The organism is Methylobacterium bullatum (genome assembly GCF_014845095.1).
GTDB lineage: Bacteria > Pseudomonadota > Alphaproteobacteria > Rhizobiales > Beijerinckiaceae > Methylobacterium > Methylobacterium bullatum.
In genome coordinates this window covers 61,135-87,666 of record NZ_NKUG01000054.1, presented here as the reverse complement: position 1 = coordinate 87,666, position 26,532 = coordinate 61,135, and the positions used below count along the sequence as shown (strand labels likewise).

Below are 26,532 nucleotides of genomic sequence, written 5' to 3'. Positions count from 1 at the left end.
CTCGAAGGAGGCTTCCAGGGATCGCGTGGCAACTGGAAGCTCCTTCGAGGCCCTTTGCTTAAGCAAAGGGCACCTCAGGATGAGGTGGTTAGTCTGGACGACCGACTTTCGCAGGCGGGCCGCCTTGGAATCACACGCTGCGGAAAGATCCGATCGAAGAAGGCTCTCAGGCCTTCTCGGACTTGGCGCGCTCGATACCCTCGTTGATGAGGCGCTGGGCCTCGGCTTTGTCGCCCCAGCGCTTGATCTTCACCCACTTGCCGGGCTCCAGATCCTTGTAATGCTCGAAGAAGTGCTGGATCTGCTGGATCGTGATATCCGGCAGGTCGGTGTAGTTCTCGATCCGGTCGTAGCGCATGGTGAGGTGGCGGGACGGCACCGCGATGATCTTCTCGTCCTCGCCGGCATTGTCCTCCATCACCAGGACGCCCACCGGGCGGACGCTGATGACCGCGCCGGGAGCGATGGCGCGGGTATTCGCCACGAGAACGTCGCAGGGATCGCCATCGCCCGAGAGGGTGTGGGGGATGAAACCGTAATTCCCCGGGTAATGCATCGCGGTATAAAGAAACCGGTCGACCACGAGGGCACCGGATTCCTTGTCCATCTCGTACTTGATCGGATCGCCGCCGATCGGCACTTCGATGATGACGTTGACGTCGTCCGGCGGGTTCTTTCCGATCGAGATGGAGTCGATGATCATGGGGTCCTCGCTCGAGCCTGCAGCAATCCAAGGCGCTGTTTCGGCGTCTCTTAAATCCCTTCCGCGTTAAAGGAAATCGACCTTGGCCCGATGCGCGGGGCTTTTGCGGCTTATCGTAACCGCTGCGCGCCCTTTCCGCGCTGAAAGCCCCGGAAATACGGTAGGGCCGGAGTCACGGATCAGGATTTCTGATCGCCCGATCCGAACCAGCGCCGCCAGACGCCCTCGATCCAGCGGGCCGAGCGTTCGAGCGGGACCTTGAGGGCCGGGATGTCCTGGCTGAGGAGGGCGAGCCCGACGGGCAGCATCCAGAGCCCGAGCACGGGCAGGATCGAGAAGACGCCGCCCAGGATGAACAGGATCGCCGCACCGATCCTCACCCAGCGGCGCGAGGGCTCGCGCAGCCACTCGATGGCTCGCCGCAACCGATCGGGCAGTTTCTCGGTGAGGCGGGTGACGCGGTCGTCCCAATCCTGCGCCGTGCACTCACGGCGGGGCAGATCCTGCTGGCTGGCGGTCATCGTGGTCCCTAGATCCGGCGCGAGGACGTCGCGACGCGTTCCCCCATACGGGAACGGCGACGTCCGGGCCAAGGATCAACGTATTGCCCCGCCTTCAGGGTTCCCGCTGACGGGATCGGGCCTCACTCGAAGCGGTAGGCCACCTTGGAGAGGACGGCGCCGGCCATGCGGTCGACGGCCTCGGCCACCTTGATACCGCCCAGACCGGCGTAGAAGTCGCAGGCGCGCTCGTTGCCCGCCAGGGTCCAGACCCCGATCCGCGTCAAGCCGTGATCGGCGAGGTCGTTGCGGACCGCGCGGAACAGGCGCCGGCCGAGGCCCAGGCCCTGATAGGCCGGCAGGATGTAGAGCTCGTCCACCTCCCCCGATGCCTTCAGGGCGCCGCCCCTCGCCTGCCCGTAGATCGCGTATCCGACGACCTCGTCGCCGATCTCGACCACGACCAGGGGGCGGTTGCGCTGGGCCGCGCCGACCCACCATTGCGACGAACGTTGCGAGATCATCCGTTCCAGGGAGATGCCGGGGATGATGCCGCGATAGGCCTCCCGCCAGGTTTCGTCGAAGACGTCGCTCAACCGATCGGCGTCTCCCGGACGGGCGCGGCGGATGCTGGTGGTGCTCGTCTTCATGACTGTCCCTACGCTTGGTGGAAACGGGAACGATCTCGCATCGAAATGCACGATACGGGCATGATGAAGGCAAGCCGGATGCCGAGTTCCGGAAAGTGTGCTTCCTGAAGCGTGAGTGGCGCAATTCTGCGACATCCGTTTGCCCGACGCTGTCCCGGCTGTTAGAGCCGCCGCACGCTCCTCTCGACAGGTTCCCGCCGCCACCCGTGTTCAACAGATTCATCAAGCCCGAGATCCGCTATGCCCGGCGCATGGCGCGGATCGCCCGCTTCGAGCAGCCGATCGCCGGCCGGGGTGCGCGCATGCGGGCCTGGGCCAACATGCTGCTCGTGGATCACGGCGTGTTCCGGCTGGCCTATCTCAACCGCCACAAGATCGGCACCGGCAAGGTCTGGCGCTCGGCCCAGCCGACGCCGCACCAACTCGCCTGGTTCCGGCGGCAGGGCGTGCGCACGGTGATTTCCCTGCGCGGCGGCCGCGAGCACGGCTCCTGGCCGCTCCAGCGCGAGGCCTGCGCGCAGCAGGGGCTGACCCTCGTCGAGTTCGTCCTGCGCTCGCGCGAGGCGCCGTCGAAGGAGACGATCCTCGGCGCGAAGGCGTTCTTCGACGGGGTCCAGTATCCCGCCGTGATGCACTGCAAGTCCGGGGCGGACCGGGCGGGTCTCGGTGCCGCCCTCTTCCTCATCCTGCACGAAGGCGTGCCCGTCTCGGAGGCGATGGGCCAGCTCTCGGCCCGGTACGGCCATTTCCGCTTCGCCAAGACCGGAATCCTCGACGCGTTCTTCGACCTCTACCTACGCGAGGGCGAAGCCAAGGGGCTGGATTTCCTGACCTGGGTCGAGACGGTCTACGACCCCGAGGCCCTGAAGCGCGAGTTCCGGCCGGGCTTCTGGTCCGACCTCGTGGTCGACCGGGTCATCAAGCGGGAATAGGTCCGCCTCCCGCCCCTACTCCGCCGCCAGCCGCGTGGTCTCGCGGAACGGATGGGCCGGGTAGGTGCCGATGATGCGCAGTTCCCGCGAGAAATAGGCGAGTTCGTCCAGCGCGCGGGCGAGGCCCGGATCCTCGGGGTGGCCGTCCACTTCCGCATAGAATTGCGTCGCCGAGAACTGGCCCTCGACCATGTAGCTCTCGAGCTTCGACATGTTGACGCCGTTGGTGGCGAATCCCCCGAGCGCCTTGTAGAGCGCGGCCGGGATGTTGCGCACACGGAAGATGAAGCTCGTCACCATCGGCCCCGAGGCGGCCGGCATCTCCGCCGCCTCGGGCGAGAACACCACGAAGCGCGTGGTGTTGTGGCTCTCGTCCTCCACGTCGCGGGCGAGGATGTCGAGCCCGTAGACGCCCGCGGCCATGGCCGGGGCCAGCGCGCCGCGGCTCGGATCGCCGGCTTCGGCGACTTCCCGCGCCGCGCCCGCCGTGTCGCCGGCCACGATGGCCTTGAGCCCGAGCCGCCGGATGATCTTGCGGCATTGGCCGAGCGCGTGGACGTGGCTGTGCACCGTCCGGATCGCCTCGATCGGCGTGCCGGGAAGCGCCATCAGCTGAAAATGGATCGGCAGGAAGTGCTCGGCCACGATGTGCAGGTTCGAGCTCGGGATCAGGTGATGGATGTCGGCGACTCGCCCGGCGATGGAATTCTCGATGGGGATCATCGCTAGGGCGGCCCGGCCGTCGTTCACCGCCGCGAAGGCCTCCTCGAACGAGGCGCAGGGCAGCGGCGTCCAGTCGGGATAGGCCTGGGCGCAGATGATGTGCGAATTCGCGCCCGGCTCGCCCTGGTAGGAGATCGTGGTGCGGGATTCGGTCGTGTCGGACATGGGAGAAACAACTCGGTTCGTCAGTTGAGGCGCCGGGCCAGGAGCACCGTCCTCGCCCGTTCGAGGTCGGCGGGGGTGTCGACGCCCAGCGGCAGGTCGTCGACGACGGTGGCGTCGATGCGCATGCCCGCCTCCAGCGCCCGCAGCTGTTCCAGTTTCTCGCGGGTCTCGAGTTCGCCGGGCGGCAGGGCCATGAAGCGGGTGAGCGCCCGGCGGCGATAGGCGTAGAGGCCGATATGGTGGAACAGCGGCCCCTCCCCCCAGGGCGCCTGCGCCCTGGTGAAATAGAGCGCACGCAGGCGGTTGGGCCCCACATGGTGGCCGACGAGCTTCACCACGTTGGGATCGTGCCGCTCCTCCTCGCGGGTGATGATCGCGCAGAGGGTGGCGATGTCCACGGCGCGATCGGCCAGCGGCATGATCGCCGCGCCGATGATCGCGGGGTCGATCGTCGGCAGGTCGCCCTGTACGTTGACCACCACGTCGTGGTTGCCCTGCGGATCGATGATGTCGAGCGCCTCGGCCAGCCGGTCCGAGCCGGAGGGATGATCGGCCCGGGTGAGGGTCGCGAGGCCGCCGACCCGCTCGATCGCCTCGACGATCTCGACGGCATCCGTGGCCACGACCACCGGTCCGATCCCGGCTTCCACGGCGCGGCGCCAGACATGGACGATCATCGGCTCACCGGCGATGTCGGCCATCGGCTTGTTCGGCAGGCGGGTGGCGGCCATGCGGGCGGGAATGAGAACGAGGGGATCCGACATCGACCGGCGTATCTCCGCAGCGAGCCGGGGGAGTAGCAGGGGCGGTGCGCGTTGTCATCGGCGCACGGTCGCGGGTGCGGGAGAATGACATCCGGCGCTATGCGACTACACGGCCGCCCGCTCCGCCATTGTCAAGGTCGGCCCTTAACCGCTATTCACCCTCGAACATTTCCAGAGTCCGGGGCATCCGCTCACCGGGCCACGCCTGCCGCCGCAACCGGCGGACGCCCCCGGAGTTGTCGAGAATGGACTCTTTCGAGCTGAACAAGGTCGCGGGCGCCGTACTCGGCACTCTCCTTCTCGCCATGGGCTCCGGTTTCGTCGCCGAATTGATCTACAGCGCCAAGCCGGCGGGAAGTGCCGGCTACGCCCTGCCCGAGCCTCAGCCCGAGGCGGCCGGAGCCGCCGCCGCTGCGGCCAAGGTCGAGCCGCTTCCGGTCCGCCTCGCCAGCGCCAGCGTCGAGAAGGGTACCGGCGCCGCCAAGAAGTGCGCCGCCTGCCACAGTTTCGAGAAGGGCGGCCCCAACAAGGTCGGTCCGCATCTCTGGGGCGTGGTCGACCGCCAGCGCGCCCATGAGAGCGGGTTCGAGTATTCCGCCGCGCTGAAGGAGAAGGGCGGCACCTGGACCTACGACGAGCTCGACCACTTCCTCGCCAACCCGAAGACCTACGTGCCGGGCACCAAGATGGCCTTTGCCGGCATCCAGGCCCCGCAGGAGCGCGCCGACGTGATCGCCTATCTGCGCTCGCTCGCCGACACCCCGGCGCCGCTTCCCGCCGTCGAGAAGGCCGCCGCCGAGGACAAGCCGGCGCAGTAAATTTCGGCTTTGCCGACACGTTTTCATCGGCTCGACGGAAAGGCGCGGCATGTCCGCGCCTTTACTGTTCCGAACGACCCGTCGACCGGCCCTTTTCATATTGCGATGCGGTAGTGCCGGGCGAATCACGTCGCCTGCTCAGCTCTGAGATCCGGCGGATCGCGCCATCGTGAAAGCGCGGCGCAGGACGCAAATCGACATATATCGCCGCCGATCTGCGATTTTGAGCCCGGATCCCGTTGGAATACCGCATCGGCCGACCTCATCGCGTTGGCGGCGGAAGGCATGCACGCTACGATTTAGAATTATAACAGTTATTGCATCGCACAATAGAATTGGTGCAGGAAGGTCCGGCAAATCGAAGCAAGCGAGAGCGAGACGTATGTCGAACGGTGTCGAGGGAAAGTCTGCCATGGGTGAACACGCATCGATCCACCGCCGGAAACTGTTGGCCTACTTCTCGTCCAGTCCCCTGTTCGCGCCGAGCGCCGCACGCGCCCTGGCGGGAATCGCCGCCCTCGGTACCACGGAAGCGGTGGCCCAGAGCTACGACGTCCTGCGCGCCGCCCCCGTGATGAACGGCGACCTCATCGCCTCCCCGGCGCAGGCGCTCAACGTGTTCGATTTCGAGCCCGTGGCGAAGAAGGAATTGCCCCCGGCGCATTACGGCTACCTCGCCAGCGGCGTCGATGCCGACAAGACGCTGAAGGCCAACCGGGACGATTTCGACAAGATCCATATCCGCGTCCGCCGCCTGATCGACGTGCGCAAGATCGACACGACCGTGAAGATCTTCGGCGAGACCTGGGCGAGCCCGATCGCGCTCGCCCCCGTCAGCAGCGTGGGTGCGTTCCATCCCGAAGCCGAGGCGGCCGCCGCCCGCGCCTGCAAGGTGAAGGGTCACCAGATGATCCTGTCCACGGTGGGCAGCACCTCCATCGAGGACGTCATCAAGGAGCGCGGCGCCCCCGTCTGGTACATGCTCTACCCCACCGACGACTGGTCCGTGACCGAGAAGCTGGTGAAGCGGGCCGAGGCGGCCGGCGCCCCGGCCATCGTGCTCACCGTCGACCGCCAGGGCGGCCGCAACACCGAGACGCTGTTCCGCGAGCGCCGCGCCGACACCCGCACCTGTACCGATTGCCACACGCCGGGCTTCAAGAACGAAGTCAGCCGCAAGCCGATGTTCGACGAGATCGACGTGTCGAAGGTCACCAACCTCTACGGCACCGGCATGACCTGGGACTACGTGAAGCGCCTGCGCGGCATCGTGAAGGGCAAGCTCGTCCTCAAGGGCATCGTGACCCAGGAAGACGCCAAGATCGCCCTGACCCACGGCGTCGACGCGATCATCGTCTCCAACCACGGCGGCCGCGCCGAGGAGAGCCTGCAATCGACCATCGGCGCCCTGCCGGAAGTGGTCGCCGCCGTGAACGGCAAGGTCCCGGTCCTCATCGACGGCGGCTTCCGTCGCGGCACCGACGTGCTGAAGGCACTGGCGCTCGGCGCCACCGCCGTCTGCGTCGGCCGCCCCTATGTCTGGGGCCTCGCCGCCTTCGGCCAGCCCGGCGTCGAGATGGTGCTCACCCTGATGCAGCGCGAGTTCGAGACGATCATGCGCCAGGTCGGCGCCACCAAGCTCTCCGAAATCACGCCGAAGAGCGTCCAGATCGTCTGACATCCGGTTGATCGGATTTGTCCGGAGGATGTTCATGCGGAAGCAGATCATCCGCTGAAGTCCATCATCCAATCAGATCACCTCATCCTGAGGAGCCCTTCGCCTCGGCGAAGGGCCTCGAAGGAGCTCTCCAGTCTGCTCAGTGGGTGCTGGAGCCCTCCTTCGAGGCCGCTGCGCGGCACCTCGGGATGAGGTGGAGCCTCGGACTAACAATTCGAACCGGCTCTTCGTGTCTTTCCAAAAACTTCCGCTGCTGCGTCGTACACCGGGGGGTACCAACCGTGATCGGGAGTACCGCGAGGCCCTCCGCCGTTCCTCGCGACGCGATCCTCCCACGCGTTCAACCGACGCGCCGGGGACTTGTTCGCTTGGCGTGGCCCGTCCCGACGTCCTAGAAGGACATCGCGCCTGCGCCCTCGACGGCACGGGCAACGAAATTCGGGAGACAGCCGCCTCGTGATGCGAACAGCCCTGATCGGACGCCTTCTCGCCGCCTCCCTCGCGGTCGCCGCCTTCGTCGGTGGTGCCAGGGCCGCCCCCGACGGCGCCCCATGGGCCCATGCCTTCACGCTCATGGGCGAGCCGAAATACCCGGCCGATTTCAAACAGTTCGACTATGCCGACCCGAAGGCCCCGAAGGGCGGGCTCGTGCGCCTCGGCGCCCAGGGCGGCTTCGACAATTTCAATCTCGTCGTGGCGGGTCTGAAGGGCGATCTCGAAGGCGGGGTCGCGCAGATCTACGATACGCTGATGACGGAGTCGCTGGACGAGCCGTTCACCTCCTACGGGCTCCTCGCCGAAGGGGTCCGCATCGCCGACGACCTCTCCTCCGTCTCCTACCGCCTGCGCGAGAATGCCCGCTGGCACGACGGGAAGCCGATCACGCCCGAGGACGTGGTCTGGTCCTACGAGACGTTGAAGGCCAACAGCCCGTTCTACGCGGCCTATTACCAGACGGTGGCGAAGGGCGAGGTCACCGGCCCGCGCGAGGTCACCTTCACCTTCACCGAGAAGGGCAACCGCGAACTGCCGCAGGTGCTCGGCCAGCTCCGCGTGCTGCCCAAGCACTGGTGGACGGGCAAGGACGCGGAAGGGCGCCAGCGCGACGCCACCCAGACCACCCTCGAGATCCCCCTCGGCTCCGGCCCCTATCGCCTCGCCAAGTTCGAGGCCGGCCGCAGCGTCACCTACGAGCGCGTGCCCGATTACTGGGGCGCCGACCTGCCGGTGAATGTCGGCCGCAACAATTTCGGCACGATGCGCAACGAGTATTTTCGTGACGCCACCGTGCTGATCGAGGCGCTGAAGGGTGACCTGTTCGACTTCCGCGCCGAGAATATCGCCCGCAACTGGGCCACCGCCTATGACGACTTCCCCGCCGTGAAGGAGGGCCGCCTGATCAAGGAGGAATTCCCCGACCGCGGCAACGGCATCATGCAGGCGTTCGTCTTCAACACCCGCAAGGCCAAGTTCGCCGACGAGCGGGTGCGCCGCGCCTTCAACCTCGCCATGAACTTCGAGGAGATGAACCGGGCGCTGTTCTTCGGCCTCTACAAGCGCATCGATTCCTATTATTTCGGCTCGGAACTCGCCTCCTCCGGCCTGCCGCAGGGCGCGGAACTGGCGATCCTCGACGGCGTGAAGGACAAGGTCCCGCCGTCCGTCTTCACGACGCCCTACACCAATCCTGTGAACGGCACGCCCGATGCCGTGCGCGCCAACCTGCGCGAGGCGGTGCGCCTCCTCAAGGAGGCCGGATACGAGCTTCGCGACGGGCGCATGACCAACGTGAAGACCGGTGAGCCGCTCACGGTCGAGTTCCTGGAGTTCCAGAGCGTGTTCGAGCGGGTGGTCCTGCCGTTCTCGGCCCAGCTGAAGCTCATCGGAATCCAGACCTCGCTCCGCGTCATCGACCAGGCGCAGTACCAGAACCGGCTGCGCGCCTTCGACTTCGACGTGACCACGAGTTCCTGGGGCCAGTCCCTCTCCCCCGGCAACGAGCAGCGCGAATATTGGGGCTCGACTGCGGCCGACAAGCAGGGCTCGCGCAACCTGATCGGGATCAAGGACCCGGCCATCGACACGCTAATCGAGGCGGTGATCTTCGCCAAGGACCGGCCCGGCGTGCTCGCCGCCACCCATGCCCTCGACCGGGTGCTTCTCGCCCACAACTTCGTCGTGCCGCAATGGGCCTCGAACGTGTCGCGGACCCTGCGCTGGAACCGGTTCGGGCACCCGGCCACCCTCCCGCTCTACGGCTCGTCCGGCTTCCCGACCACGTGGTGGTACGACGAGGCGCTGGCCGCCAAGACCGGGGCGCCCCGGTGAGGGTCGCGCCGAGCCGCCGGGACTTCGTCGCCGGGGCCGGCGCCCTCGGCATCGCCACCGCCCTGACGAAGCGGGCGCGGGCCGCCCCCACTGGGGCGAGCCACGGCATGTCGAGTTTCGGGGAACTGAAATACCCGGCCGACTTCCCGCATTTCGCCTATGTGAACCCGGCCGCGCCACGCGGCGGCCGGTTCTCGGCGCAGCTCTCCTCCACCCTCGGCAACCAGGCCGGCGACACGTTCAACACCCTCAACGTCTACGTCCTGCGCGGCGACGGCGCCGCCGGCATGAACCTCACCTTCGATTCGCTGATGGTGCGGGCGCTGGACGAGCCCGATTCGCTCTACGGCCTCGTCGCCCGCAGCGTGGAGGCGAGCGAGGACGGCCTGACCTACCGTTTCGCCCTGCGCCCGCAGGCGCGGTTCCATGACGGCTCGCGCCTCACCGCCGCCGATGTCGCCTTCTCCCTGAATTTGCTGAAGGAGAAGGGGCACCCCGAAATCTCGCAGGTGATCCGCGACATGGCCGACGCCGTGGCGGAGGGCGACGAAACGGTGGTGGTGCGCTTCGAGAAGGGCCGCAGCCGCGATCTGCCGCTCTTCGTCGCGACGCTACCGATCTTCTCGAAGGCCTATTACGCCGGCCGCGACTTCGAAGCCTCCACCCTGGAGCCGCCGATGGGGTCCGGCCCCTACAAGGTCGGGCGCCTGGAAGCCGGCCGCTTCATCGAGCTGGAGCGGGTGGCCGATTACTGGGCCGCCGACCTGCCGGTGATGGTCGGGCAGAACAATTTCGAGCAGATCCGCTTCGAGTATTTCCGTGATCGCCAGGTGGCGTTCGAGGCCTTCAAGAGCGGTATCTTCACCTTCCGCGAGGAATTCACCGCCCGCGTCTGGGCGACGGGCTACGATTTCCCCGCCTTCCGCGAGGGCCGCGTGCGCAAGGAGGTCGTGCCCGATGCGCGTCCCTCGGGCACGCAGGGCTGGTGGATCAACACCCGCCGCGAGGCCTTCAAGGATCGCCGGGTCCGCGAGGCGATCGGCCTGTGTTTCGACTTCCCCTGGGCGAACAAGAACCTGATGTTCGGCGCCTATATCCGCACCGCCTCGTTCTTCGAGAATTCCGATCTCAAGGCCACCGGAAAGCCCTCGCCCGAGGAGCTCGCGCTGCTCGACCCCATGCGCGCCGGCCTGCCCGACGAGGTCTTCGGCGAGGCGTGGCAGCCGGCCCAGTCCGATGGCTCCGGCCAGGACCGGGCGCTCCTCAGCCGTGCCGTGGCGCTCCTGCGCGAGGCGGGCTGCACGCGGGAGGGCGGCGCCATCGCGCTGCCGGGGGGCAAGCCCCTGGAGATCGAGTTCCTCGACGCCGATCCGGCCCTCGAGCCGCATACCCAATCCTTCATCCGCAATCTCGGCCTGATCGGGATCAAGGCCACCATCCGGCGGGTGGACACCTCCCAGTATCAGTCCCGCCTGAAGGATTTCGACTTCGACATCACCTCGCGCCGCTATGGCAGCGGGCCGACGCCGGGGCCGGAACTGAGGCAGGTCTACGGCTCGGCCAGCGCCGCCACGCCGGGCTCGGACAACCTCGCCGGAATCTCCGACGCCACGGTGGACGCCTTGATCGGCCGGGTGCTCGATGCGTCCACGCGGGCCGATCTCACCGTCGCCGCCCGCGCCCTCGATCGGGTGCTGCGCTCGGGCCGCTACTGGATTCCGATGTGGTACAAGGCCGATCACCGCCTTGCCCTCTGGGACGTCTACGGCCACCCCTCCCCCGGCCCGGCCTACGATCTCGGCGCCCCGGCGATCTGGTGGCACGAGGCCGAGAAGGCCCGGCGAATCGGCAGGAATTGAGGACCAGACATGCTCGCCTACATCCTGCGCCGCATCGCCCTCATGGTCCCGACGATCTTCGGGATCATGCTCATCACCTTCGTCATCGTGCAGTTCGCCCCCGGCGGGCCGGTGGAGCGCGTGCTGGCGCAGTTGCAGGGCCAGAACGAGGGCAGCCTGTCCCGCGTCACGGGAGGCGCCGGCGACCTCGGCGGCAGCGGGCGCTCGGCCGGCGGCGGCTCGGAGGCGAGTTCGCGCTATCGCGGCGCGCAGGGGCTCGACCCGGCCTTCATCAAAAAGCTCGAACAGCAATTCGGCTTCGACAAGCCGGCCCCCGAGCGCTTCGCAAAGATGCTGTGGGACTACGCCACCTTCGATTTCGGAAAGAGCTATTTTCGCGATGTGTCGGTGCTGCAGCTGATCCGCGAGCGCCTGCCGGTTTCGATCTCCCTCGGCCTGTGGATGACGCTGCTGTCCTACGCGATCTCGATTCCGCTGGGCATCCGGAAAGCGGTGAAGGACGGCTCGCGCTTCGACCTGTGGACCTCCAGCATCGTCATCGTCGGCTATGCCATCCCGAGCTTCCTGTTCGGCATCGCCCTCATCATCCTGTTCGCCGGCGGCTCGTTCCTGCAGGTCTTCCCGATCCGCGGCCTCACCAGCGAGGGCTGGGAGACCTTCACCCTCTGGGGCAAGATCGTCGATTACGCCTGGCACATGACGCTGCCGCTCACCGCCCTGGTGCTCGGCGCTTTCGCCACCTCGACCCTGCTCACCAAGAACTCGTTCCTCGACGAGATTCGCAAGCAATACGTGATGACGGCGCGGATGAAGGGCCTCACCGAGCGGCGGGTGCTCTATGGCCACGTCTTCCGCAACGCCATGCTGATCGTGGTGGCGGGCTTTCCCGGCGCCTTCATCTCGGCCTTTTTCGCCGGCTCCCTGCTTATCGAGACGATCTTCTCCCTCGACGGGCTCGGGCTCCTGTCCTTCACCGCCATCGTCGGGCGCGATTACCCCATCGTCTTCGCCACGCTCTACATCTTCTCGCTGATGGGGCTCGCGGTGAACCTGCTCTCCGACCTGATCTACACTTGGATCGATCCGCGCATCGACTTCTCCGCCCGGGCCACATGACCAGCCTGCCCCTCGTCATCCGGCCCGAGCGGCCGGGCGATGCCGATTCCATCGAGCGCCTCCATGCCCGCGCCTTCGGGCCGGGACGCTTCGCCCGCACCGCCTATCGCCTGCGCGAAGGCACCCTGCCCCTGGGCGATCTCTGCTTCACCGCGCTGGTCGGCACCTATCTCGTCGGCTCGGTCCGAGTCGCTCCGGCTGAGGCGGGCGGCCCCCTTTTGGTGCTGGGGCCGCTCACGGTGGATCCGAGCTTCGGACAACGCGGCATCGGCGGATCGCTGATGCGGGCGAGCCTCGACGCCGCGCGGGCCGGCGGCCACGGCGTCGTGGTTCTGGTGGGTGACGCGCCCTATTACCGCCGCTTCGGCTTCACGCCCGTGCCGCCGGGCCGCGTGCTGCCGCCGGGACCGGTGGATCCCGCGCGATTCCTCTGGCTCGAACTCCGTCCCGGCGCCTCGGAGACGGTTTCGGGGACCGTTAGACCCGTTCGTTCGCTCGCAATCTTGGGCGGCGAGACGCGAGGCTGACCCTCCTCCCCCTTGTGGGGAGGAGTTGGAGGTGGGGGTGGTTCCGCCAGCCTCAGCTGAATGAGGGTCGCTCAACCACCCCCACTCCTAACCTCTCCTCACAAGGGGGAGAGGGACGCGTCCTGCGGTGAGAAAAACCCGTTCGCCCGTCACGCCGCCCGCCCGCGCCTGCCTTCCACCAGCCACATCGCCAGCACCGCACCGGCCAGCGCCACCAGCGCCCATAGGCCCAGCGCCAGGGGGTAGACCTCGACGCCGCGGATGACGGCACTGTCGCTCGGGCGGAAGCCGATCCAGTCGGCGCCGGCCAGACGCCCACTGCGCACGGCCTGAAGGCGCGGCACGACGGTGCTCCCGCCCGCATCGGCGAGGCGGCGGATCGACCCGCCGGTCCCTTCGGCCAGGGCCTTCAGACGCTCGGTATCGCTGAACACGTCGGTGAGCTCGCGCGGGTTCGGCGGCCCGACGCTGACGAAGGCGATGAGCGAGCCGGAGCGCAGGGTGTGGAGCCCGAGTTCCGTGGCCTCGAAGGTCGTGCTGAACAGGCCGGGCTCCCCGGCCGTGAGAGTCAGCGTCCGCTCCGGTCCGGTCGGCCCCTTCACGGTGACGGGGTCGGTGGTCTCGGCCATGGTCTGACGCTCGACGCGGACTTCGCGGCCATGCCCCGTCGTCTGCGCCCGCAGGGCCTCCTCTTCCAGGGCCGGCTCCTTCATCAGCCAATGGCCGAGGCGGCGCAGCAGGTCGAGATAGGGGCCGCCTTCCTGGTAGCCCCGCGCCCAGAGCCAGGCATGGTCGGAGAGGAGCAGGGCGACACGGCCCTTGTCCTCCCGCGAGAGAGCGAGGAGCGGCAGGGCGTTCGGCCCCTGCAGGATCGGCTGGACGCCGGGCTTGGTCTGGGCGGAGACGATGCGCAGCCAGTCGCCCCAGGCCGGGGGAGAGGCCTCCGATCCGGGCAGGGCGCGGGTGACGGGATGGCGGGTGCCGGTGCCCGTCAGCGCCGCCTTGTAGGGCTGCTCGACCACGCGGCCATTGGGTTCGCCCGGCAGGATCTGGGAGAGCCGGGTACGGGCGAGGCTGGCCGACGAGGCGAATTCCGGCCCCGCCGCGATGAGCAGCGCGCCGCCATCGCGGACATAGCGGACGATGTTGTCGAAATAGGCCGAAGGCAGCACGCTCTGGTTGGCGTAGCGGTCGAAGATGATGAGGTCGAAATCCTTGATCTTCTGGACGAACAGTTCGCGCGTCGGGAAGGCGATGAGCGACAGCTCGGAAATCGGCGTGCCGTCCTGCTTCTCCGGGGGGCGCAGGATGGTGAAGTGGACGAGATCGACGTTGGCGTCCGATTTCAGCAGGTTGCGCCAGGTCCGCTCACCCTGGTGGGGCTCGCCCGAGACGAGGAGCACGCGCAGCTTCTCGCGGATGCCCTCGATGGGCAGGACGGCGCGGTTGTTGATCGTGGTCAACTCGCCGGGCAGCGGCTCGACCTCGATCTCCACGACGTTGGGGCCGCCATGCTCGATCTTGGTGGTGAGCGAGAAGGGCTGGCCGGTGGGGAAGGTGCGGCGTCCGATCTCCTCGCCGTCGCGGCGCACGGTAACGGTGGCGCTGCCGGTGCCGCCGCGCTCCATCACCTCGGCGCGGATGGTGAGATCGCGCCCGACGATGCCGAATCGCGGCGCCTCGATCAGCTTGATCTGCCGGTCGCGCTCGTCGGGATGTCCGGTGACGAGGACATGGAGCGGCGCCTTGATGCCGAGCGCCGCGACGTTGGCCGGGATGTCGTGGACCACTCCGTCCGTCAGCATCACCACCCCGGCGAGCCGATCCGGCGGGACGTCGGCGAGGCCCTGGGACAGGGCCGTGAACAGCTTGGTGCCGTCGTCGCCGTCCTTGGCGTCGGGCACGTCGATGAAGCGTGGCTCGATGTTGGTGAGCGAGCCGAAGCGCCGCTGCAATTCGGCCCGGACCGTATCGGTCATGGCCGGGCGGTCACCGAGACTTTGCGACCCGGACCGGTCGACGACGATGGCCGCGATGTCCTTCACCGGCTCGCGATCCTCGCGCACCAGGGACGGGTTGGCGATGGCCAGCAGCACAAGCCCGAGGGCCAGCGCCCGCAGGACCGCCGTGCGCCCCCGCGCCACGAAGGCGAGAACGACGAAGATCGCCACCAGAACGCCGAACCCGGCAATGACCGGCCACGGGATGAGGGGGGTGAAACTGAGGCTCAGCATGGGCTAGCGGCCTCCGAGTTTCGGCTTCCCACGGTCTCCAACCCAAACACCTCATCCTGAGGTGCCCGCAAAGCGGGCCTCGAAGGAGCCTTCCAGTACCTTCCGAGCGGATTGGAGGCCTCCTTCGAGGCCTCCGCTGCGCTCCGGCGCCTCAGGATGAGGTCGGAGGGACGGATATCGCTCATTGTCTTTTGGAAGGGGCGGGTTGGGGTGAGGTGTGGTCCCTCTTCGCAGAGGTCATACCCCTCACACTGTCTCTTTCCTTCCTGGGGAGGGAACTCGTGCGTCCCACGATCTGCGTGAGAACCGCAGTCCGCAACGGGCGAAGGGAAGCGACCACGGAACTGGTCTGCCGAGGCGTTGATGAAAAGCGCAACAGGCCCCCTCTCCTGGAAGGAGCGGGTTGGGGTGAGGTGAGAGGTCTCTCCGAAAAGGTCACACACCTCACCCTGTCCCTCTCCTTCCAGGAGAGGGAACCCGCGTATTCTATGACCTCCGCGACCACCCTCCCCCGCAGAGGGGGGAGGGACGAGCCCGACCCGATACGCCGTCTGAAAGGCCATCACTGTCCCAACCGCTCCAGCAGGGCCGGGACGTGGACCTGATCCGCCTTGTAGTTGCCGGTCAGCGTGTAGATGACGAGGTTGATGCCGCCGCGGAACGACATCTCGCGCTGGCGCTGGTCACCGCCGACGATGGGGTAGAGCGCCTCGCCGCGCTTGCCCACCGCCCAGGCAGCGGCGAGGTCGTTGCCCGTGATGACGATGGGGGAGACGCCGTCCCCGGCCCGCGCGGGGCGGCGTTCGGCCCCGTCTCCGGCGGGCGGCAGGGTCTCGACCCAGGTCTGGCCGGTGGCGTAGCGGCCGGGGAAATTGTCCACGAGGTAGAAGGCCTTGGTGAGCACGTGGTCGGTAGGAACCGGCTCCAGTTCCGGGACTTCCAGGGTGGAGAGCATCTTGCGCAGGTAGGCCCCCTCCGGTGTCGGGGGGCCGCCCGGCCGCGCCGTGAGCGCGTCGCGGGTGTCGAACAGGACCGTCCCGCCGTTGCGCATGAAGGCGTCGATCCGGCGGATCGCGGCTTCGCTCGGCTGGGGGCGGCTGGCGACGATGGGCCAGTAGATGATCGGATAGAAGGCGAGTTCGTCCTTGCCCGGATCGATGCCGATCGGGTCGCCCGGCTCCAGGGCGGTCCGGCTGGCCAGCATTTGGGTCAGACCGTTGAGCCCGGCGCGGCTGGCCGTATCCGTCGCCTCGTCGCCGGTGACGACGTAGGCCAGACGGGTGGCGAGGGCGGAGTCGAAGGTGTTCGGCCGCGCGCCCTCCTGAGCATGCGCGCCGCGCGGCGCACCCATGATGCCGATGCCGACCACGATGAGCACCGCCGCCGCCCGTCCGGCGAAGCGTCCGAGCCGCCCCCCGCGCGAGCGGTTGAAGAGGCCGCCGAGCCAGAGGCCGGCGAGGGTGTCGAGGATCAGCAGCATCAGCGCCACGGTAAACAGCGTGGCGCGCAAGTCGAGGGTGTCTCCGCCGGTGAGCGAACCGGTGCGGGCGTCGGTGAAGGCCGACAGGTCGAGGGGTTTCAGGCGGTCGTCGGGCCGGAGCGCGTTCACCGCGACTCCGCCATCGGCCGGGCCATAGAAGCCGGCCGGGTGTTCGAGGCTGGAGCGCTCGCCGTAATCGTCCGGCACCGCCGTGGCACCGGCAGGCGGGCTGCCCAGCGCCCCGAACCCGTCGAGAGTGAGGCGGGGCGCCAGGACGGCGGCGGCGGGCCGGGTCGACCCCTCCCCTCCATTCGGAGACGCACTGCCCGACAGGGCGACCACGCGGCGCAGCATGTCGATGAACAGGCCGGAGAGCGGCAGGTTCGACCAGGTCGTGTCTGCGGTGACGTGGAACAGCACGATCTGCCCCTTGCCACGCTTCTCGGCGGTGACGATGGGCGTGCCGTCCTGCAGCGAGGCCCAGGTCCGCCCCGGCAGGTCGCCATCCGGCTCGGCTAGGATCTGGCGGCGCACGCCGATATCCGCCGGTGGCACCAGCCCGGCAAACGGACTCTCCGGGGCAAAGGTCGCGAGCGTCCTGGGGCTGTCCCAGGACAGGGTGCCGCCCAGGGTCCTGCCGCCCCGGCGCAGGCGCACGGGGACCAGGGTGTCGTTGCCGGCCGCCAAGCGCGGCCCGGCGAAGCGCAGCAGCAGGCCGCCCTCGTTCACGAAACTCGCCACCCGGCGCATGGTCGCCTCGTCGAGGGCGCCCACATCGGCAAGGACCAGCACCGAGACCTGATTGTCGAGGAGCTGCCCGACGGATTCGGCCACCCCCTTGGCCCCGCGTGCCTCCTGGACGTCGGCGAAGGGGGTGAGCGCGCGGGAGAGATAGTAGGTCGGGGCCAGGAGCGGCTGGGCCTGATCGTTGGTGCCGCCGAAGACCAGGCCGACGCGGCGGCGCTTGCCGCGCTCGTCCATCAGCGTCACCGCGCCGGCCGAGCGCTCGGCAGCGATCTCCAGCCGGCTGATGCCGTTGCGGAGCTCTACGGGGAGCTCGAACGTGACCTCGGTTTCGGTGGCCCCGTCGGCGAAGCGGAAATCGTGCTCGGCCAGGGGCAGGCCCTTCTGGTCGAGGGCGCGGACCAAGCCGGCATCGCGGCCATTGGCCGAAGCGCGCAGCACATGGGCGCTGAGCTTGCCGCCGCTCTCGGCCGCGGTGAGGGCCAGAGCCGGTGGCCGGTCGGCGCGCAGGATGGTGAGACGGGCGCCGGCTTTGTTCAACGCATCGGACAAACCCTTGCCGAACGCGTCGGATGCGACACCCGCAACGCCATCGGTGATCCAGACCACAGCGACGGCCGGATGGCGGTCGAGGAAGGCTCCGATGGCGGTCAAATGGACGTCGCGTTGCGGTAGATGGGAGCGCGGCGCGACGGCCCGGAGCCGGTCAAGGGCGGCGGCGGGCGTCTTCGCTTCCAACGCCGCCGGGGCGTCGGCTAGGGCGACCACGGCCACGGGGCGACCGTCCCGTGAGGCGGCCTCGACCTCGTCGGTGGCGGCGCGCATGCGCTCGCGCCAGTCATGCGCGGCGGAAAACCCGTTATCGATCATGACGATGAGCGGCGTCCGCCCGGAGGTCGCGCCGGTACCCGATGGGTTCCAGACCGGCCCCGACACGGCAAGGATCAGGCAAGCCGCGGCGATCATTCGGAGGATTAGCAGCCATGGCGGGGTCCGCGCCGGCGTCTCGCGCTTGGCCAGCAGGTCGGCCATGATCCGCAGGGGGGGAAACTCGATCCGCTGCGGCCGGGGCGGCGTCACCCGGAGCAAATACCACAATGCCGGCAATGCGATAAGCGCCGCGAGCGCCAGCGGCGCGGCGAAGGTCAGGGGCAATCCGAACATGTGCTGCTCCTCACCCCGTCCCGCGCGCGGCGGCGACCAGCGTGAGGAGACGCAGGGCCGCCTCGCTCGCCGGCCGGTCGGTGCGATGGATCGTCAGAGTCCAGCCCTGGGCGCGGGCGATCTCGGCGAGACCGTCCCGATGCGCGGCGATTCGGGTGCGATAGGCCGCCCCCCACGACGCCGCGTCGCCGATATCGAGGCTCATCTTGGTCTCAGGATCGTGCAGCACCGCCTGCCCGGCAAAGGGAAAGCTCTCCTCCACCGGGTCGACCACCATGACGAGATGACCTCTCGTACCGGAGCCCGCCAGCGAGCCCACCGCTTCTCTAAGCTGTTCCAGCGGCGAGAGAAAATCGCTGACGAGGATCGCCTCGTCGAAGCGGCCCGGCGTGGCGCGCGGCGGCATGTCCTGCTCAAGACCGGCTTTGTCGGCCACCAGAGCCTGCGCCATGGTCTCGACGATGCGGCGTGAGGCCGTGGCCCTGGTGAGACCCAGAAGCCCCGCCCGCTCGCCCCCCTCGACCAGGGCATCGGCGACTGCGAGGCCGAGCACGAGGGCGCGCTCGACCTTCGGCCCCTGCCCGAGGCTCGACGCGAATCCCATGGAGGCGGAACGGTCGATCCAGAACCAGATGTTGTGGGTCGCCTCCCATTCGCGCTCGCGCACGTACAACTTATCGTCGCGGGCGGAGCGGCGCCAATCCACCCGCGCCGCCGCTTCGCCCGCCACGAAGGGCCGGAACTGCCAGAAGCTCTCCCCCTGCCCCGCCCGCCGCCTGCCATGCAGACCATGCGCGAGCGTCGAGGAGACACGGCGCGATTCGAGGATCAGACGCGGCATCCGCTCGGCGAGAGAGAGCGCGCCTTCGGTCTCGTGTCGCCCAGGAGCGCGCTGGGCCGCGTCGAGAACCCGGGTGGCGATCATACCGTTAAAGCTTCGCGGCCAGCTGGGCGATGATCCCCGGCACGGTCTCACCGTCGGCGCGCGCCGCGAAGCTCAAGGCCATGCGGTGCTTGAGCACGGGCTCGGCCAGCGCCTTCACATCGGCCACCGAGGGGGCGACGCGGCCTTCGATCAAGGCCCGGGCCCGCACCGCCAGCGTCAGCGCCTGACTCGCGCGGGGGCCAGGCCCCCACAGGAGCTTGCCCTTCAGGGAAGGGTCCCCTCCTTCCGGCCGCGCGGAGCGGACGAGATCGAGGATCGCATCCACCACCGCATCGCCCACCGGCAGACGGCGCACGAGGCGCTGCGCCGTGAGAAGCGCCTCCGTGGACATCACCGCCTGTGGGGTGTGGTCGCCGACGCCCGTGGTCTCGATGAGGATCCGGCGCTCTGCGGCGCGGTCGGGATAGCCGACGTCGATCTCGAGCAGGAAACGGTCGAGCTGCGCCTCCGGGAGCGGGTAAGTGCCCTCCTGCTCGATCGGGTTCTGCGTCGCCAGCACGTGGAACGGGCGCGGCAGGTCGTGCCGCTCGCCCGCCACGGAGACGAAATTCTCCTGCATCGCCTGCAGCAGAGCGGATTGGGTGCGCGGGCTGGCCCGGTTGATCTCGTCCGCCATCAGCAATTGCGTGAAGACCGGGCCGCGCACGAAGCGGAACGAGCGGCGGCGGTCCTGGTCCTCGTCGAGGATCTCGGTGCCGAGGATGTCGGAGGGCATTAGGTCGGGGGTGAACTGCACGCGGCGGGCGTCGAGCCCGAGCACGGTGCCGAGTGTCTCCACCAGCTTGGTCTTGGCGAGGCCCGGAAGGCCGACGAGGAGACCGTGGCCGCCGGCCAGGATGGTGATGAGGGCGAGGTCGACGACCTTCTCCTGGCCGAAGATGACCTTGTGAATGGCGTCTCGCGCCTGCCCCACTTGGCCGAGACACGCCTCCGCGGTGGCAACGATGCCGTCGTCGAGGGAGGTGGCCGGGGCCGGTGTGGAGCCTGAAGTCATGCGTTCGATCCCGGTTTGCCACTTCGCCGGCGGACCGGATTAAAGCAGCGCGGACTTGTAGCCTGACGGCCACTTTGGGACGGAGTGTGGCGTTCTTTTCCGGACGCTGGCAAGGTCGACGCGACGACGCAGGCGTTTTGCCAGATATTGGCGCTCTTTCCGCCAGGCTCCGAGCGATCAGAAGTGGCTGAACGACCGCGTGGTGAAGGCGTGTTCGCTGCCGTCCGGCCGACGGAAAACGGGCGCCCGATCGCCGGCCACCACAGTCCCTATCCGTGCGAGCGGGATGCCGACGGCAAGGCTCTCGTCGATGAAGGCGTCGACTTGGTTCGGTGCCACGGCGCAGAGGATCTCGTAATCGTCGCCACCGGTGACGATGGTGTGGATGAGCCCAGGGTCGAGAGCGAGCGCTTCCCGTGCGGAATCGGACAGCGGTACGTTCGAGAGGATGATCTCGGCGCTGCGGCCACCACCCGCCAGCATCTTCGTCAGATCGCCGGCGAGTCCGTCCGACACGTCCATCGCAGCACGCACATGGCGGCGTAAGCTCCGCGCGAGGGAAATACGCGGGCTGGGATGGCGGTAGCGGTCGATGAGAACGCCGCGCGCTGCCGATCCGAGGTGCTCGCCCCATTTCGGCATGGAGCCGTCGAGAAGCCGCAAGCCAAGCGCCGCATCACCGATCGTGCCACTGACGCAGAGGATGTCGCCGATCTCGGCCGTCATCCGCCGGACCATACCGCCGTGCGATACCTCGCCGATGGCAGTGACCCCGATGAGGGCGGGACCAGCCGAGCGGACGGTATCGCCGCCGAGGAGTGGGCAGCCGAACGCCATTGCCGCCTCGCTCAGGCCAGTGGCGAAGCCGGCGAGCCAGTCTTCGGTCCAATCGTCGGGCAAGGCGAGGGTCAGGAGGAACCCGCGCGGCGTCGCGCCCTTCGCCGCGATGTCGGACAGGTTCACCCCGAGCACCTTGCGTGCGATCGAGGCAGGGGGATCATCGGGCAGATAGTGGACGCCCTCGACGATCGCGTCGGCGGTCAGGACGAGATCGCAGCCGGGACTCGGCGCCAGGGTGGCGGCGTCGTCGCGCAATCCGTCCGCGCCATGCCCCGCCAAAGGCGCGAAGTAGCGCGCGATCAGCCCGTCCTCCGTGGGGCGGGAGGCGGGGGGATTTGTCTTCAAGCGCGCCCGGAACCGGGAAGCCCGGCGAATTCCGATCCACGAACCTCGCGGGCGACCTTGTCGAGGACGGCATTGACCATGCCGGGCTCGTCGCCGGCATAGAAGCTGTGAGCCACATCGACATATTCCGAGATCGCGGCACGTGCCGGCACGTCCTTGCGGAACATGATTTCGTAGGCGCCAGCACGGAGGATGGCGCGCAAGACCGCCTCGATACGCTTCAGAGGCCAGCCGCTGGACAGGGCTTTGTCCAGCTGAGGATCAATGGCGCGCTGCTCCTCGACGACGCCACGCAGGAGGTCGCGGAAGAAAGCGATCTCCGCGGGCGGCTGCTCGATGCCATCGATGTCACGGCCGATCCAATAGGCTTCGAACTCGGCGAGCGCTTCGATGACGCCCTTATCGGAAATTTCCATCTCGTAGAGGGCCTGCACAACGGTGAGGCGTGCGCCGCTGCGCTCGATCGTCTTGGCCATGGGCTTCTCAATCCTCTCCCACGGGTGCGGCGGCTGCAGCGCGTTTCAGCGCCAGCACGGCCAAGGCCGCATCCGCCGCGCCCGCACCCTTGTTCAGGTCGGAAACGCGAGCGCGAGCGAGTGCCTGCTCCATCGTTTCCACCGTCAGAATGCCGTTTCCGAGGGGCAGTCGCCCGATCACCGACAAATCCATGAGTGCTCGCGCGCTCTCGGTTGCCACGATGTCGTAATGGCCGGTTTCACCACGAATGACGCAGCCAAGGGCGACGGCGGCGTCGTAGGGCTGCCCCGCGCGAGCTGCCTCCTCCACCAGGATCGCTATGGCTGCGGGAATCTCGAGAGCACCCGGCACTGTTACGACGACACCCTCCGCTTCCGCCGCGTCGAGCGCACCCTGCGCGCCAGCGAGGAGTTCATCGGATATGTCGTCGTAGTAGCGCGCTTCCACCACAAGGACACGCGCGCCCTTTACGTTCGTGGGGGGGGCCGGGCGAGCGGCTGGTGAAGGCGAAACCATCGTGGGCCTTGTCTGTAGTGGCGGAGGGCGACATCGGCACCGACGTGACGAGTGAGCCTCGAGCGCAGATCGTTGGCGTCACCACCCAGTACGACCGGGTTGGCCCGGTTCGAAATCTTGCGACCGACTGCGTCAGGAACGTAGGTCGGCGACTTGGCGGTCGCTCGGCGAGCGATAGACCGAAGGGTGCGGTATCACAAGATAGCGCATCATGAGGCACGCTTCTCGAACAGCCGGGCCGCGTAGCGGGCGATGAGGTCGACCTCGAGATTCAGCCGGTCGCCGATTCGGCGCTCACCCCAGGTCGTCACCTCCAGGGTGTGGGGGATGAGAAGGACCGAAAAATGGTCGCCATCGATGGAATTGACGGTCAGCGACGTGCCGTCGAGGCAGACCGACCCCTTCTCCGCGATGAAGCGCGACACGGACGACGGTCCGCGCAGGAGAAAACGGTCGCTCGGCGACCATTGCGGATCGCCGGTGCCACCGGTCACGCTCTCGCGGGCGACGATCTCTGCCACTCCGTCCACATGCCCGGTGACAAGATGGCCGCCGAGCTCATCGCCAATCTTCAGCGAACGTTCGAGGTTGAGCCGCGCGCCCTCAGCCCAGCCAACGACGGTGGTCCGCGCGAGAGTTTCGGCAGCTGCATCGACAGAAAAGATACAACCCTGGGGGGCTGGCTCGATCGCCACCACGGTGAGGCAGGGGCCGGAACATGCGATTGACGCACCGAGAGCCAGGGTCGCCGGATCGTACGAGGATCGGATGCGAATGCGGCGCAGACGCTCATCCCCCTCGACGCTGAGGACTGTTCCTACATCGCTGACGAGGCCGGTGAACATCTAGACGCTCCGTTCGTAGGTGACAGACTGGTCCGGCCCGAACGCGCGAGTTTCGGTGACGTTGAAGCTGGGCTCGAGCAGGCGGGCCTTCAACGCCTCACCAACGGCCGGCAGGCCCCCTCCACCGATAGCGCGCGGGCCGGTGACGAGGGTGCAGACGTCGACCAGATCGGCAGCTGCCAGGGAATCGGCAAGATGCGGACCGCCTTCGCAACAGATTCGAGTCAGCCCGTGCTCTGCCAGACGTGCGAGAGCGGCAGACAGGTCGATCCGGCCACTCGAGCACGCTGTCACCTGGATCGTCTCGACGCCGAAGGATGCAAGCATCCGCTTGGCATGAATCGGGGCCGACCGTGTCGTCATCACCAGAGTCGGGATGTCGCGCGCACTACGCACGAGGTGCGAGGTCGGCGACAGACGCAGCGTCGAATCGAGGACAATGCGCAGCGGCGATCGTTGCGACAGGCCGGGCAGTCGCACCGTCAGTGACGGATCGTCCGCTCGTGCCGTCCCAATCCCGACCAGGATCGCGTCGGCATGGGCGCGCCACAGATGGACCATGCCATCGGCGATGGGACCGGTGATGCGCAGGCGCTCGTCCGGCGCACCGGACGCGAAGCCGTCCTGGGTGCGTGCGAGCTTGAGATGCAGGCTAGGGCGCCCTTTCGTGACGCGGGTGAAATGGCCGCGATGATCTCTCGCGGCCTCGTCCCGCAGCACATTCTGCGTCACGGCGATACCCGCCTGGGCGAGTCGCGCATGGCCCCTGCCCGCCACTCGGGAATCCGGATCCTCTATCGCCGTGACGACGCGGGTGATCCCCGACGCGATGATGGCGTCGACGCAAGGAGGGGTGGCTCCATGATGTGAGCAGGGTTCGAGCGTGACGTAAAGCGTTGCCCCGCGCGCGCCCTCGCCGGCCATGGCGAGAACGAGAGGCTCGGCATGGGGGCGCCCCCCTGGAGCCGTCACGCCCTGTGCGATCACGCGCTCTCTGCCCGTCTCTCCTGCGACCACAACCGCACCGACTGACGGATTGGGCCAGGTCCGCCCGAGATTTCGCCTGCCGATCGCCAGGGCGAGGCGCATGAAGCGACGATCTGGGTGAGTGTTCGCCTCTGGTACATTCATAACCGCACCCGCGTTCCGCGCTTCGACGGATGTTTGGCCGGCGGACTTGCGCTGGGCGGCAGAACCTCACCGAGAGGGGCTTCATCGCTCGCCTCTTCCTCTTGAAGCGGTTCAATGCCGGAGGTCTCCCCCAGGGTGCCGAGCAACGCCTTGAAGTCACTGGCCTCGCGGAAATTTTTGTAGACCGAGGCGAACCGGACATAGGCCACGTCGTCGAGACCCTTGAGCCCCTCCATCACCAGTTCGCCGATCGCCTCGCTGGCGATTTCGGCCTCGCCGCCGCTTTCCAACTGCCGGGTGATGCCGCTGACCAGTCGCTCGATCCGCTCCGGATCTACAGGGCGCTTCCGCAGGGCCACACCGATGGAGCGCTGCAGCTTGTCACGATCGAACGGGACGCGCTTACCCGAGCGCTTGAGCACGGTGAGTTCGCGCAACTGCACGCGCTCGAAGGTCGTGAAGCGGCCTCCGCAATCCGGGCAGACCCGACGGCGTCGGATCGCAGCAGAATCGTCGCTGGGTCGCGAATCCTTCACCTGGGTGTCGGGCCCGCCGCAATAGGGACACCGCATGGGGCGGATACCTGCATGGTTGGTGAGAAAACGAGAACGGCCGCGGATATGGGAATCCGCGGCCGTCTCTATCATGTCGGTGACGGCGGGTGCACCCGCCGTCGAACGTCTCAGCCGTAGATTGGGAAACGGTGGGTCAGGGCGTGGACCTTGTCCTTGACCGCGGCCTCGATGGCCGGATCGCCGGCATCGCCCTTGGCCACCAGACCGTCGAGTACTTCCACGATGAAGCCGCCGATCTGCTTGAATTCGGCGACGCCGAAGCCGCGCGAGGTGCCGGCCGGGGTGCCGAGGCGGATGCCCGAGGTGATGGTGGGCTTCTGCGGATCGAACGGAACGCCGTTCTTGTTGCAGGTGATGTCGGCGCGGCTGAGGGCCGCCTCCGCCGCCTTGCCCGTCAGACCCTTCTTCTGCAGGTCGACGAGCATCAGGTGGTTGTCGGTTCCGCCCGACGTGATGTCGTAGCCACCCGTGATCAGGGTGTCGGCGAGGGCCTTGGCGTTCTCGATGACTTGCTTGGCGTAGATCTTGAACTCGGGCTTGAGCGCCTCGCCGAAGGCAACGGCCTTGCCGGCGATGACGTGCATGAGCGGACCGCCCTGGAGGCCGGGGAAGATCGCCGAGTTGAACTTCTTGGCGAGCGCCTCGTCGTTCGTCAGGATCATACCACCGCGCGGGCCACGCAGAGTCTTGTGAGTGGTGGTGGTGGCCACATGCGCGTGCGGGAACGGCGACGGGTGGACGCCGGCTGCCACGAGGCCTGCGAAATGGGCCATGTCGACGAAGAAGTATGCGCCGACGGCATCGGCGATCTCACGGAACTTGGCGAAGTCCCAATGGCGCGGATAGCCCGAGCCGCCGGCGATGATCACCTTGGGCTTGTGTTCGTGTGCGAGGGCCTCGACCTGCTCCATGTCGATGCGCTGGTCGTCGCGGCGCACGGTGTAGGAGACCGGCTTGAACCACTTGCCCGAGACGTTCGGGGGCGCGCCGTGGGTGAGGTGGCCGCCGGCGGCGAGATCGAGGCCGAGGAAGGTATCGCCCGGCTGCATGAGGGCCATGAACACGCCCTGGTTCGCCTGGCTGCCCGAATTCGGCTGCACATTGGCGAAGCCACAATCGAACAGGCGCTTGGCGCGCTCGATGGCGAGGTTCTCGGCGATGTCGACGAACTGACAGCCACCATAGTAGCGACGGCCGGGATAGCCTTCCGCGTACTTGTTGGTGAGGACCGACCCCTGGGCCTCCAGCACCGCCCTCGAGACGATATTCTCGGAGGCGATCAGCTCGATCTCATGCTGCTGCCGACCGAGTTCCTGGCTGACGGCCTTGGCCACTTCCGGATCGGCGTCGGCCAGGGACGCATTGAAAAAGGAATTCGAGAAGTGCTTGTCGGCAGCGGTACCGGCGCTCATGGAAAGCCTCGATTGTTGAACGGGCGAAGGCGTCCGTTATCCGCTGGCGTTAAGCAGGCGGACGCT

The 26,532-nt window shown here is 67.8% G+C and carries 22 protein-coding genes and 1 pseudogene; 7 read left to right on the top strand and 16 right to left on the bottom strand.

Going from position 1 to position 26,532, the window contains the following annotated elements; all coding sequences use genetic code 11:
- Window positions 1-166: 166 nt before the first annotated feature.
- The 3 genes from ppa to MBTS_RS08605 form a co-directional block, all read right to left on the bottom strand.
- Window positions 167-703: an inorganic diphosphatase gene (gene ppa / locus MBTS_RS08615; RefSeq protein ID WP_056145761.1), complete on the bottom strand. Its 537-nt coding sequence runs from the start codon at window positions 701-703 to the stop codon at window positions 167-169.
- A gap of 179 nt (window positions 704-882) precedes the next feature.
- Window positions 883-1,224 carry a hypothetical protein gene (locus tag MBTS_RS08610; RefSeq protein WP_018044680.1) on the bottom strand — a complete coding sequence of 114 codons (342 nt, stop codon included), beginning with the start codon at window positions 1,222-1,224 and terminating at the stop codon, window positions 883-885.
- A 122-nt stretch (window positions 1,225-1,346) separates the two neighbouring features.
- Entirely contained in the window at window positions 1,347-1,853 is a 507-nt protein-coding gene (locus MBTS_RS08605; protein ID WP_056145758.1) for a GNAT family N-acetyltransferase, read from the bottom strand.
- 206 nt (window positions 1,854-2,059) lie between these two features.
- On the opposite strand from MBTS_RS08605, the gene MBTS_RS08600 reads away from it, so the two are divergent.
- Window positions 2,060-2,785 (top strand): fused DSP-PTPase phosphatase/NAD kinase-like protein, encoded by a 726-nt coding sequence (locus MBTS_RS08600; protein WP_018044682.1) that lies wholly within the window; start codon window positions 2,060-2,062, stop codon window positions 2,783-2,785.
- Between the two features lie 15 nt (window positions 2,786-2,800).
- Here the strand turns inward: MBTS_RS08600 and MBTS_RS08595 are convergent, their stop codons facing one another.
- Window positions 2,801-3,673, bottom strand: coding sequence for a prephenate dehydratase (locus MBTS_RS08595; RefSeq protein WP_147830047.1), 873 nt, complete (start codon window positions 3,671-3,673; stop codon window positions 2,801-2,803).
- A 20-nt stretch (window positions 3,674-3,693) separates the two neighbouring features.
- A complete protein-coding gene (locus MBTS_RS08590; protein WP_056255735.1) occupies window positions 3,694-4,437 on the bottom strand; it encodes a 3-deoxy-manno-octulosonate cytidylyltransferase in 744 nt (247 codons plus the stop codon).
- A gap of 245 nt (window positions 4,438-4,682) precedes the next feature.
- On the opposite strand from MBTS_RS08590, the pseudogene MBTS_RS08585 reads away from it, so the two are divergent.
- The 6 genes and pseudogenes from MBTS_RS08585 to MBTS_RS08560 form a co-directional block, all read left to right on the top strand.
- Window positions 4,683-5,249 (top strand): annotated as a pseudogene (locus MBTS_RS08585) (c-type cytochrome); the annotation flags it as partial.
- 418 nt (window positions 5,250-5,667) lie between these two features.
- Window positions 5,668-6,933 carry an alpha-hydroxy acid oxidase gene (locus tag MBTS_RS08580; RefSeq protein WP_056146519.1) on the top strand — a complete coding sequence of 422 codons (1,266 nt, stop codon included), beginning with the start codon at window positions 5,668-5,670 and terminating at the stop codon, window positions 6,931-6,933.
- 459 nt (window positions 6,934-7,392) lie between these two features.
- The gene (locus MBTS_RS08575; RefSeq protein ID WP_147830072.1) at window positions 7,393-9,261 is read left to right on the top strand and encodes an extracellular solute-binding protein; all 1,869 of its coding nucleotides are present in this window, start codon (window positions 7,393-7,395) and stop codon (window positions 9,259-9,261) included.
- The gene (locus MBTS_RS08570; protein WP_147830043.1) at window positions 9,258-11,120 is read left to right on the top strand and encodes an extracellular solute-binding protein; all 1,863 of its coding nucleotides are present in this window, start codon (window positions 9,258-9,260) and stop codon (window positions 11,118-11,120) included. The genes MBTS_RS08575 and MBTS_RS08570 overlap by 4 nt, the downstream gene beginning before the upstream one ends.
- Window positions 11,121-11,129: 9 nt before the next feature.
- Entirely contained in the window at window positions 11,130-12,236 is a 1,107-nt protein-coding gene (locus tag MBTS_RS08565) for a microcin C ABC transporter permease YejB (RefSeq protein ID WP_056145738.1), read from the top strand.
- Window positions 12,233-12,763, top strand: a complete 531-nt coding sequence (locus MBTS_RS08560) for a GNAT family N-acetyltransferase (protein WP_147830041.1) — start codon at window positions 12,233-12,235, stop codon at window positions 12,761-12,763. The genes MBTS_RS08565 and MBTS_RS08560 overlap by 4 nt, the downstream gene beginning before the upstream one ends.
- A 149-nt stretch (window positions 12,764-12,912) precedes the next feature.
- On the opposite strand, the gene MBTS_RS08555 is transcribed toward MBTS_RS08560, so the two are convergent.
- The 11 genes from MBTS_RS08555 to glyA all read right to left on the bottom strand — a co-directional run bounded on the left by MBTS_RS08555 (window position 12,913) and on the right by glyA (window position 26,466).
- Entirely contained in the window at window positions 12,913-14,997 is a 2,085-nt protein-coding gene (locus MBTS_RS08555; RefSeq protein WP_192215415.1) for a hypothetical protein, read from the bottom strand.
- A 562-nt stretch (window positions 14,998-15,559) separates the two neighbouring features.
- The gene (locus MBTS_RS08550; protein WP_192215414.1) at window positions 15,560-18,385 is read right to left on the bottom strand and encodes a DUF4159 domain-containing protein; all 2,826 of its coding nucleotides are present in this window, start codon (window positions 18,383-18,385) and stop codon (window positions 15,560-15,562) included.
- A gap of 10 nt (window positions 18,386-18,395) precedes the next feature.
- Window positions 18,396-19,310 (bottom strand): DUF58 domain-containing protein, encoded by a 915-nt coding sequence (locus MBTS_RS08545; RefSeq protein ID WP_056145727.1) that lies wholly within the window; start codon window positions 19,308-19,310, stop codon window positions 18,396-18,398.
- A gap of 4 nt (window positions 19,311-19,314) precedes the next feature.
- Window positions 19,315-20,325, bottom strand: a complete 1,011-nt coding sequence (locus MBTS_RS08540) for an AAA family ATPase (RefSeq protein ID WP_018044695.1) — start codon at window positions 20,323-20,325, stop codon at window positions 19,315-19,317.
- 177 nt (window positions 20,326-20,502) lie between these two features.
- On the bottom strand, window positions 20,503-21,510 hold the full coding sequence (thiL, locus tag MBTS_RS08535) for a thiamine-phosphate kinase (RefSeq protein ID WP_192215413.1): 1,008 nt from the start codon (window positions 21,508-21,510) through the stop codon (window positions 20,503-20,505).
- On the bottom strand, window positions 21,507-21,986 hold the full coding sequence (nusB, locus tag MBTS_RS08530) for a transcription antitermination factor NusB (RefSeq protein ID WP_056145721.1): 480 nt from the start codon (window positions 21,984-21,986) through the stop codon (window positions 21,507-21,509). The genes thiL and nusB overlap by 4 nt, the downstream gene beginning before the upstream one ends.
- 7 nt (window positions 21,987-21,993) lie before the next feature.
- Window positions 21,994-22,503: a 6,7-dimethyl-8-ribityllumazine synthase gene (ribH, locus tag MBTS_RS08525; protein ID WP_026176085.1), complete on the bottom strand. Its 510-nt coding sequence runs from the start codon at window positions 22,501-22,503 to the stop codon at window positions 21,994-21,996.
- A 209-nt stretch (window positions 22,504-22,712) separates the two neighbouring features.
- A complete protein-coding gene (locus MBTS_RS08520) occupies window positions 22,713-23,348 on the bottom strand; it encodes a riboflavin synthase (protein WP_192215412.1) in 636 nt (211 codons plus the stop codon).
- Window positions 23,349-24,437, bottom strand: a complete 1,089-nt coding sequence (gene ribD, locus MBTS_RS08515) for a bifunctional diaminohydroxyphosphoribosylaminopyrimidine deaminase/5-amino-6-(5-phosphoribosylamino)uracil reductase RibD (protein ID WP_192215411.1) — start codon at window positions 24,435-24,437, stop codon at window positions 23,349-23,351. It lies immediately after the preceding gene.
- 38 nt (window positions 24,438-24,475) lie between these two features.
- Complete coding sequence (gene nrdR, locus MBTS_RS08510) at window positions 24,476-25,051, bottom strand: transcriptional regulator NrdR (protein ID WP_192215410.1); 576 nt, start codon at window positions 25,049-25,051, stop codon at window positions 24,476-24,478.
- A gap of 110 nt (window positions 25,052-25,161) precedes the next feature.
- The gene (glyA, locus tag MBTS_RS08505) at window positions 25,162-26,466 is read right to left on the bottom strand and encodes a serine hydroxymethyltransferase (protein WP_018044703.1); all 1,305 of its coding nucleotides are present in this window, start codon (window positions 26,464-26,466) and stop codon (window positions 25,162-25,164) included.
- Window positions 26,467-26,532: the final 66 nt, after the last annotated feature.

Excerpts from the sequence above, each read along its gene's own strand:
- MBTS_RS08545 (WP_056145727.1), bottom strand. The coding sequence starts at position 19,310 with ATGATCGCCACCCGGGTTCTCGACGCGGCCCAGCGCGCTCCTGGGCGA.
- MBTS_RS08595 (WP_147830047.1), bottom strand. The coding sequence starts at position 3,673 with ATGTCCGACACGACCGAATCCCGCACCACGATCTCCTACCAGGGCGAG.
- MBTS_RS08550 (WP_192215414.1), bottom strand. The coding sequence starts at position 18,385 with ATGTTCGGATTGCCCCTGACCTTCGCCGCGCCGCTGGCGCTCGCGGCG.
- ribD (WP_192215411.1), bottom strand. The coding sequence starts at position 24,437 with ATGCGCCTCGCCCTGGCGATCGGCAGGCGAAATCTCGGGCGGACCTGG.
- MBTS_RS08540 (WP_018044695.1), bottom strand. The coding sequence starts at position 20,325 with ATGACTTCAGGCTCCACACCGGCCCCGGCCACCTCCCTCGACGACGGC.
- glyA (WP_018044703.1), bottom strand. The coding sequence starts at position 26,466 with ATGAGCGCCGGTACCGCTGCCGACAAGCACTTCTCGAATTCCTTTTTC.
- MBTS_RS08555 (WP_192215415.1), bottom strand. The coding sequence starts at position 14,997 with ATGCTGAGCCTCAGTTTCACCCCCCTCATCCCGTGGCCGGTCATTGCC.
- ppa (WP_056145761.1), bottom strand. The coding sequence starts at position 703 with ATGATCATCGACTCCATCTCGATCGGAAAGAACCCGCCGGACGACGTC.
- MBTS_RS08610 (WP_018044680.1), bottom strand. The coding sequence starts at position 1,224 with ATGACCGCCAGCCAGCAGGATCTGCCCCGCCGTGAGTGCACGGCGCAG.
- MBTS_RS08520 (WP_192215412.1), bottom strand. The coding sequence starts at position 23,348 with ATGTTCACCGGCCTCGTCAGCGATGTAGGAACAGTCCTCAGCGTCGAG.
- nusB (WP_056145721.1), bottom strand. The coding sequence starts at position 21,986 with ATGGCCAAGACGATCGAGCGCAGCGGCGCACGCCTCACCGTTGTGCAG.
- MBTS_RS08560 (WP_147830041.1), top strand. The coding sequence starts at position 12,233 with ATGACCAGCCTGCCCCTCGTCATCCGGCCCGAGCGGCCGGGCGATGCC.
- MBTS_RS08590 (WP_056255735.1), bottom strand. The coding sequence starts at position 4,437 with ATGTCGGATCCCCTCGTTCTCATTCCCGCCCGCATGGCCGCCACCCGC.
- nrdR (WP_192215410.1), bottom strand. The coding sequence starts at position 25,051 with ATGCGGTGTCCCTATTGCGGCGGGCCCGACACCCAGGTGAAGGATTCG.
- ribH (WP_026176085.1), bottom strand. The coding sequence starts at position 22,503 with ATGGTTTCGCCTTCACCAGCCGCTCGCCCGGCCCCCCCCACGAACGTA.
- MBTS_RS08565 (WP_056145738.1), top strand. The coding sequence starts at position 11,130 with ATGCTCGCCTACATCCTGCGCCGCATCGCCCTCATGGTCCCGACGATC.
- MBTS_RS08605 (WP_056145758.1), bottom strand. The coding sequence starts at position 1,853 with ATGAAGACGAGCACCACCAGCATCCGCCGCGCCCGTCCGGGAGACGCC.
- MBTS_RS08575 (WP_147830072.1), top strand. The coding sequence starts at position 7,393 with ATGCGAACAGCCCTGATCGGACGCCTTCTCGCCGCCTCCCTCGCGGTC.
- MBTS_RS08580 (WP_056146519.1), top strand. The coding sequence starts at position 5,668 with ATGGGTGAACACGCATCGATCCACCGCCGGAAACTGTTGGCCTACTTC.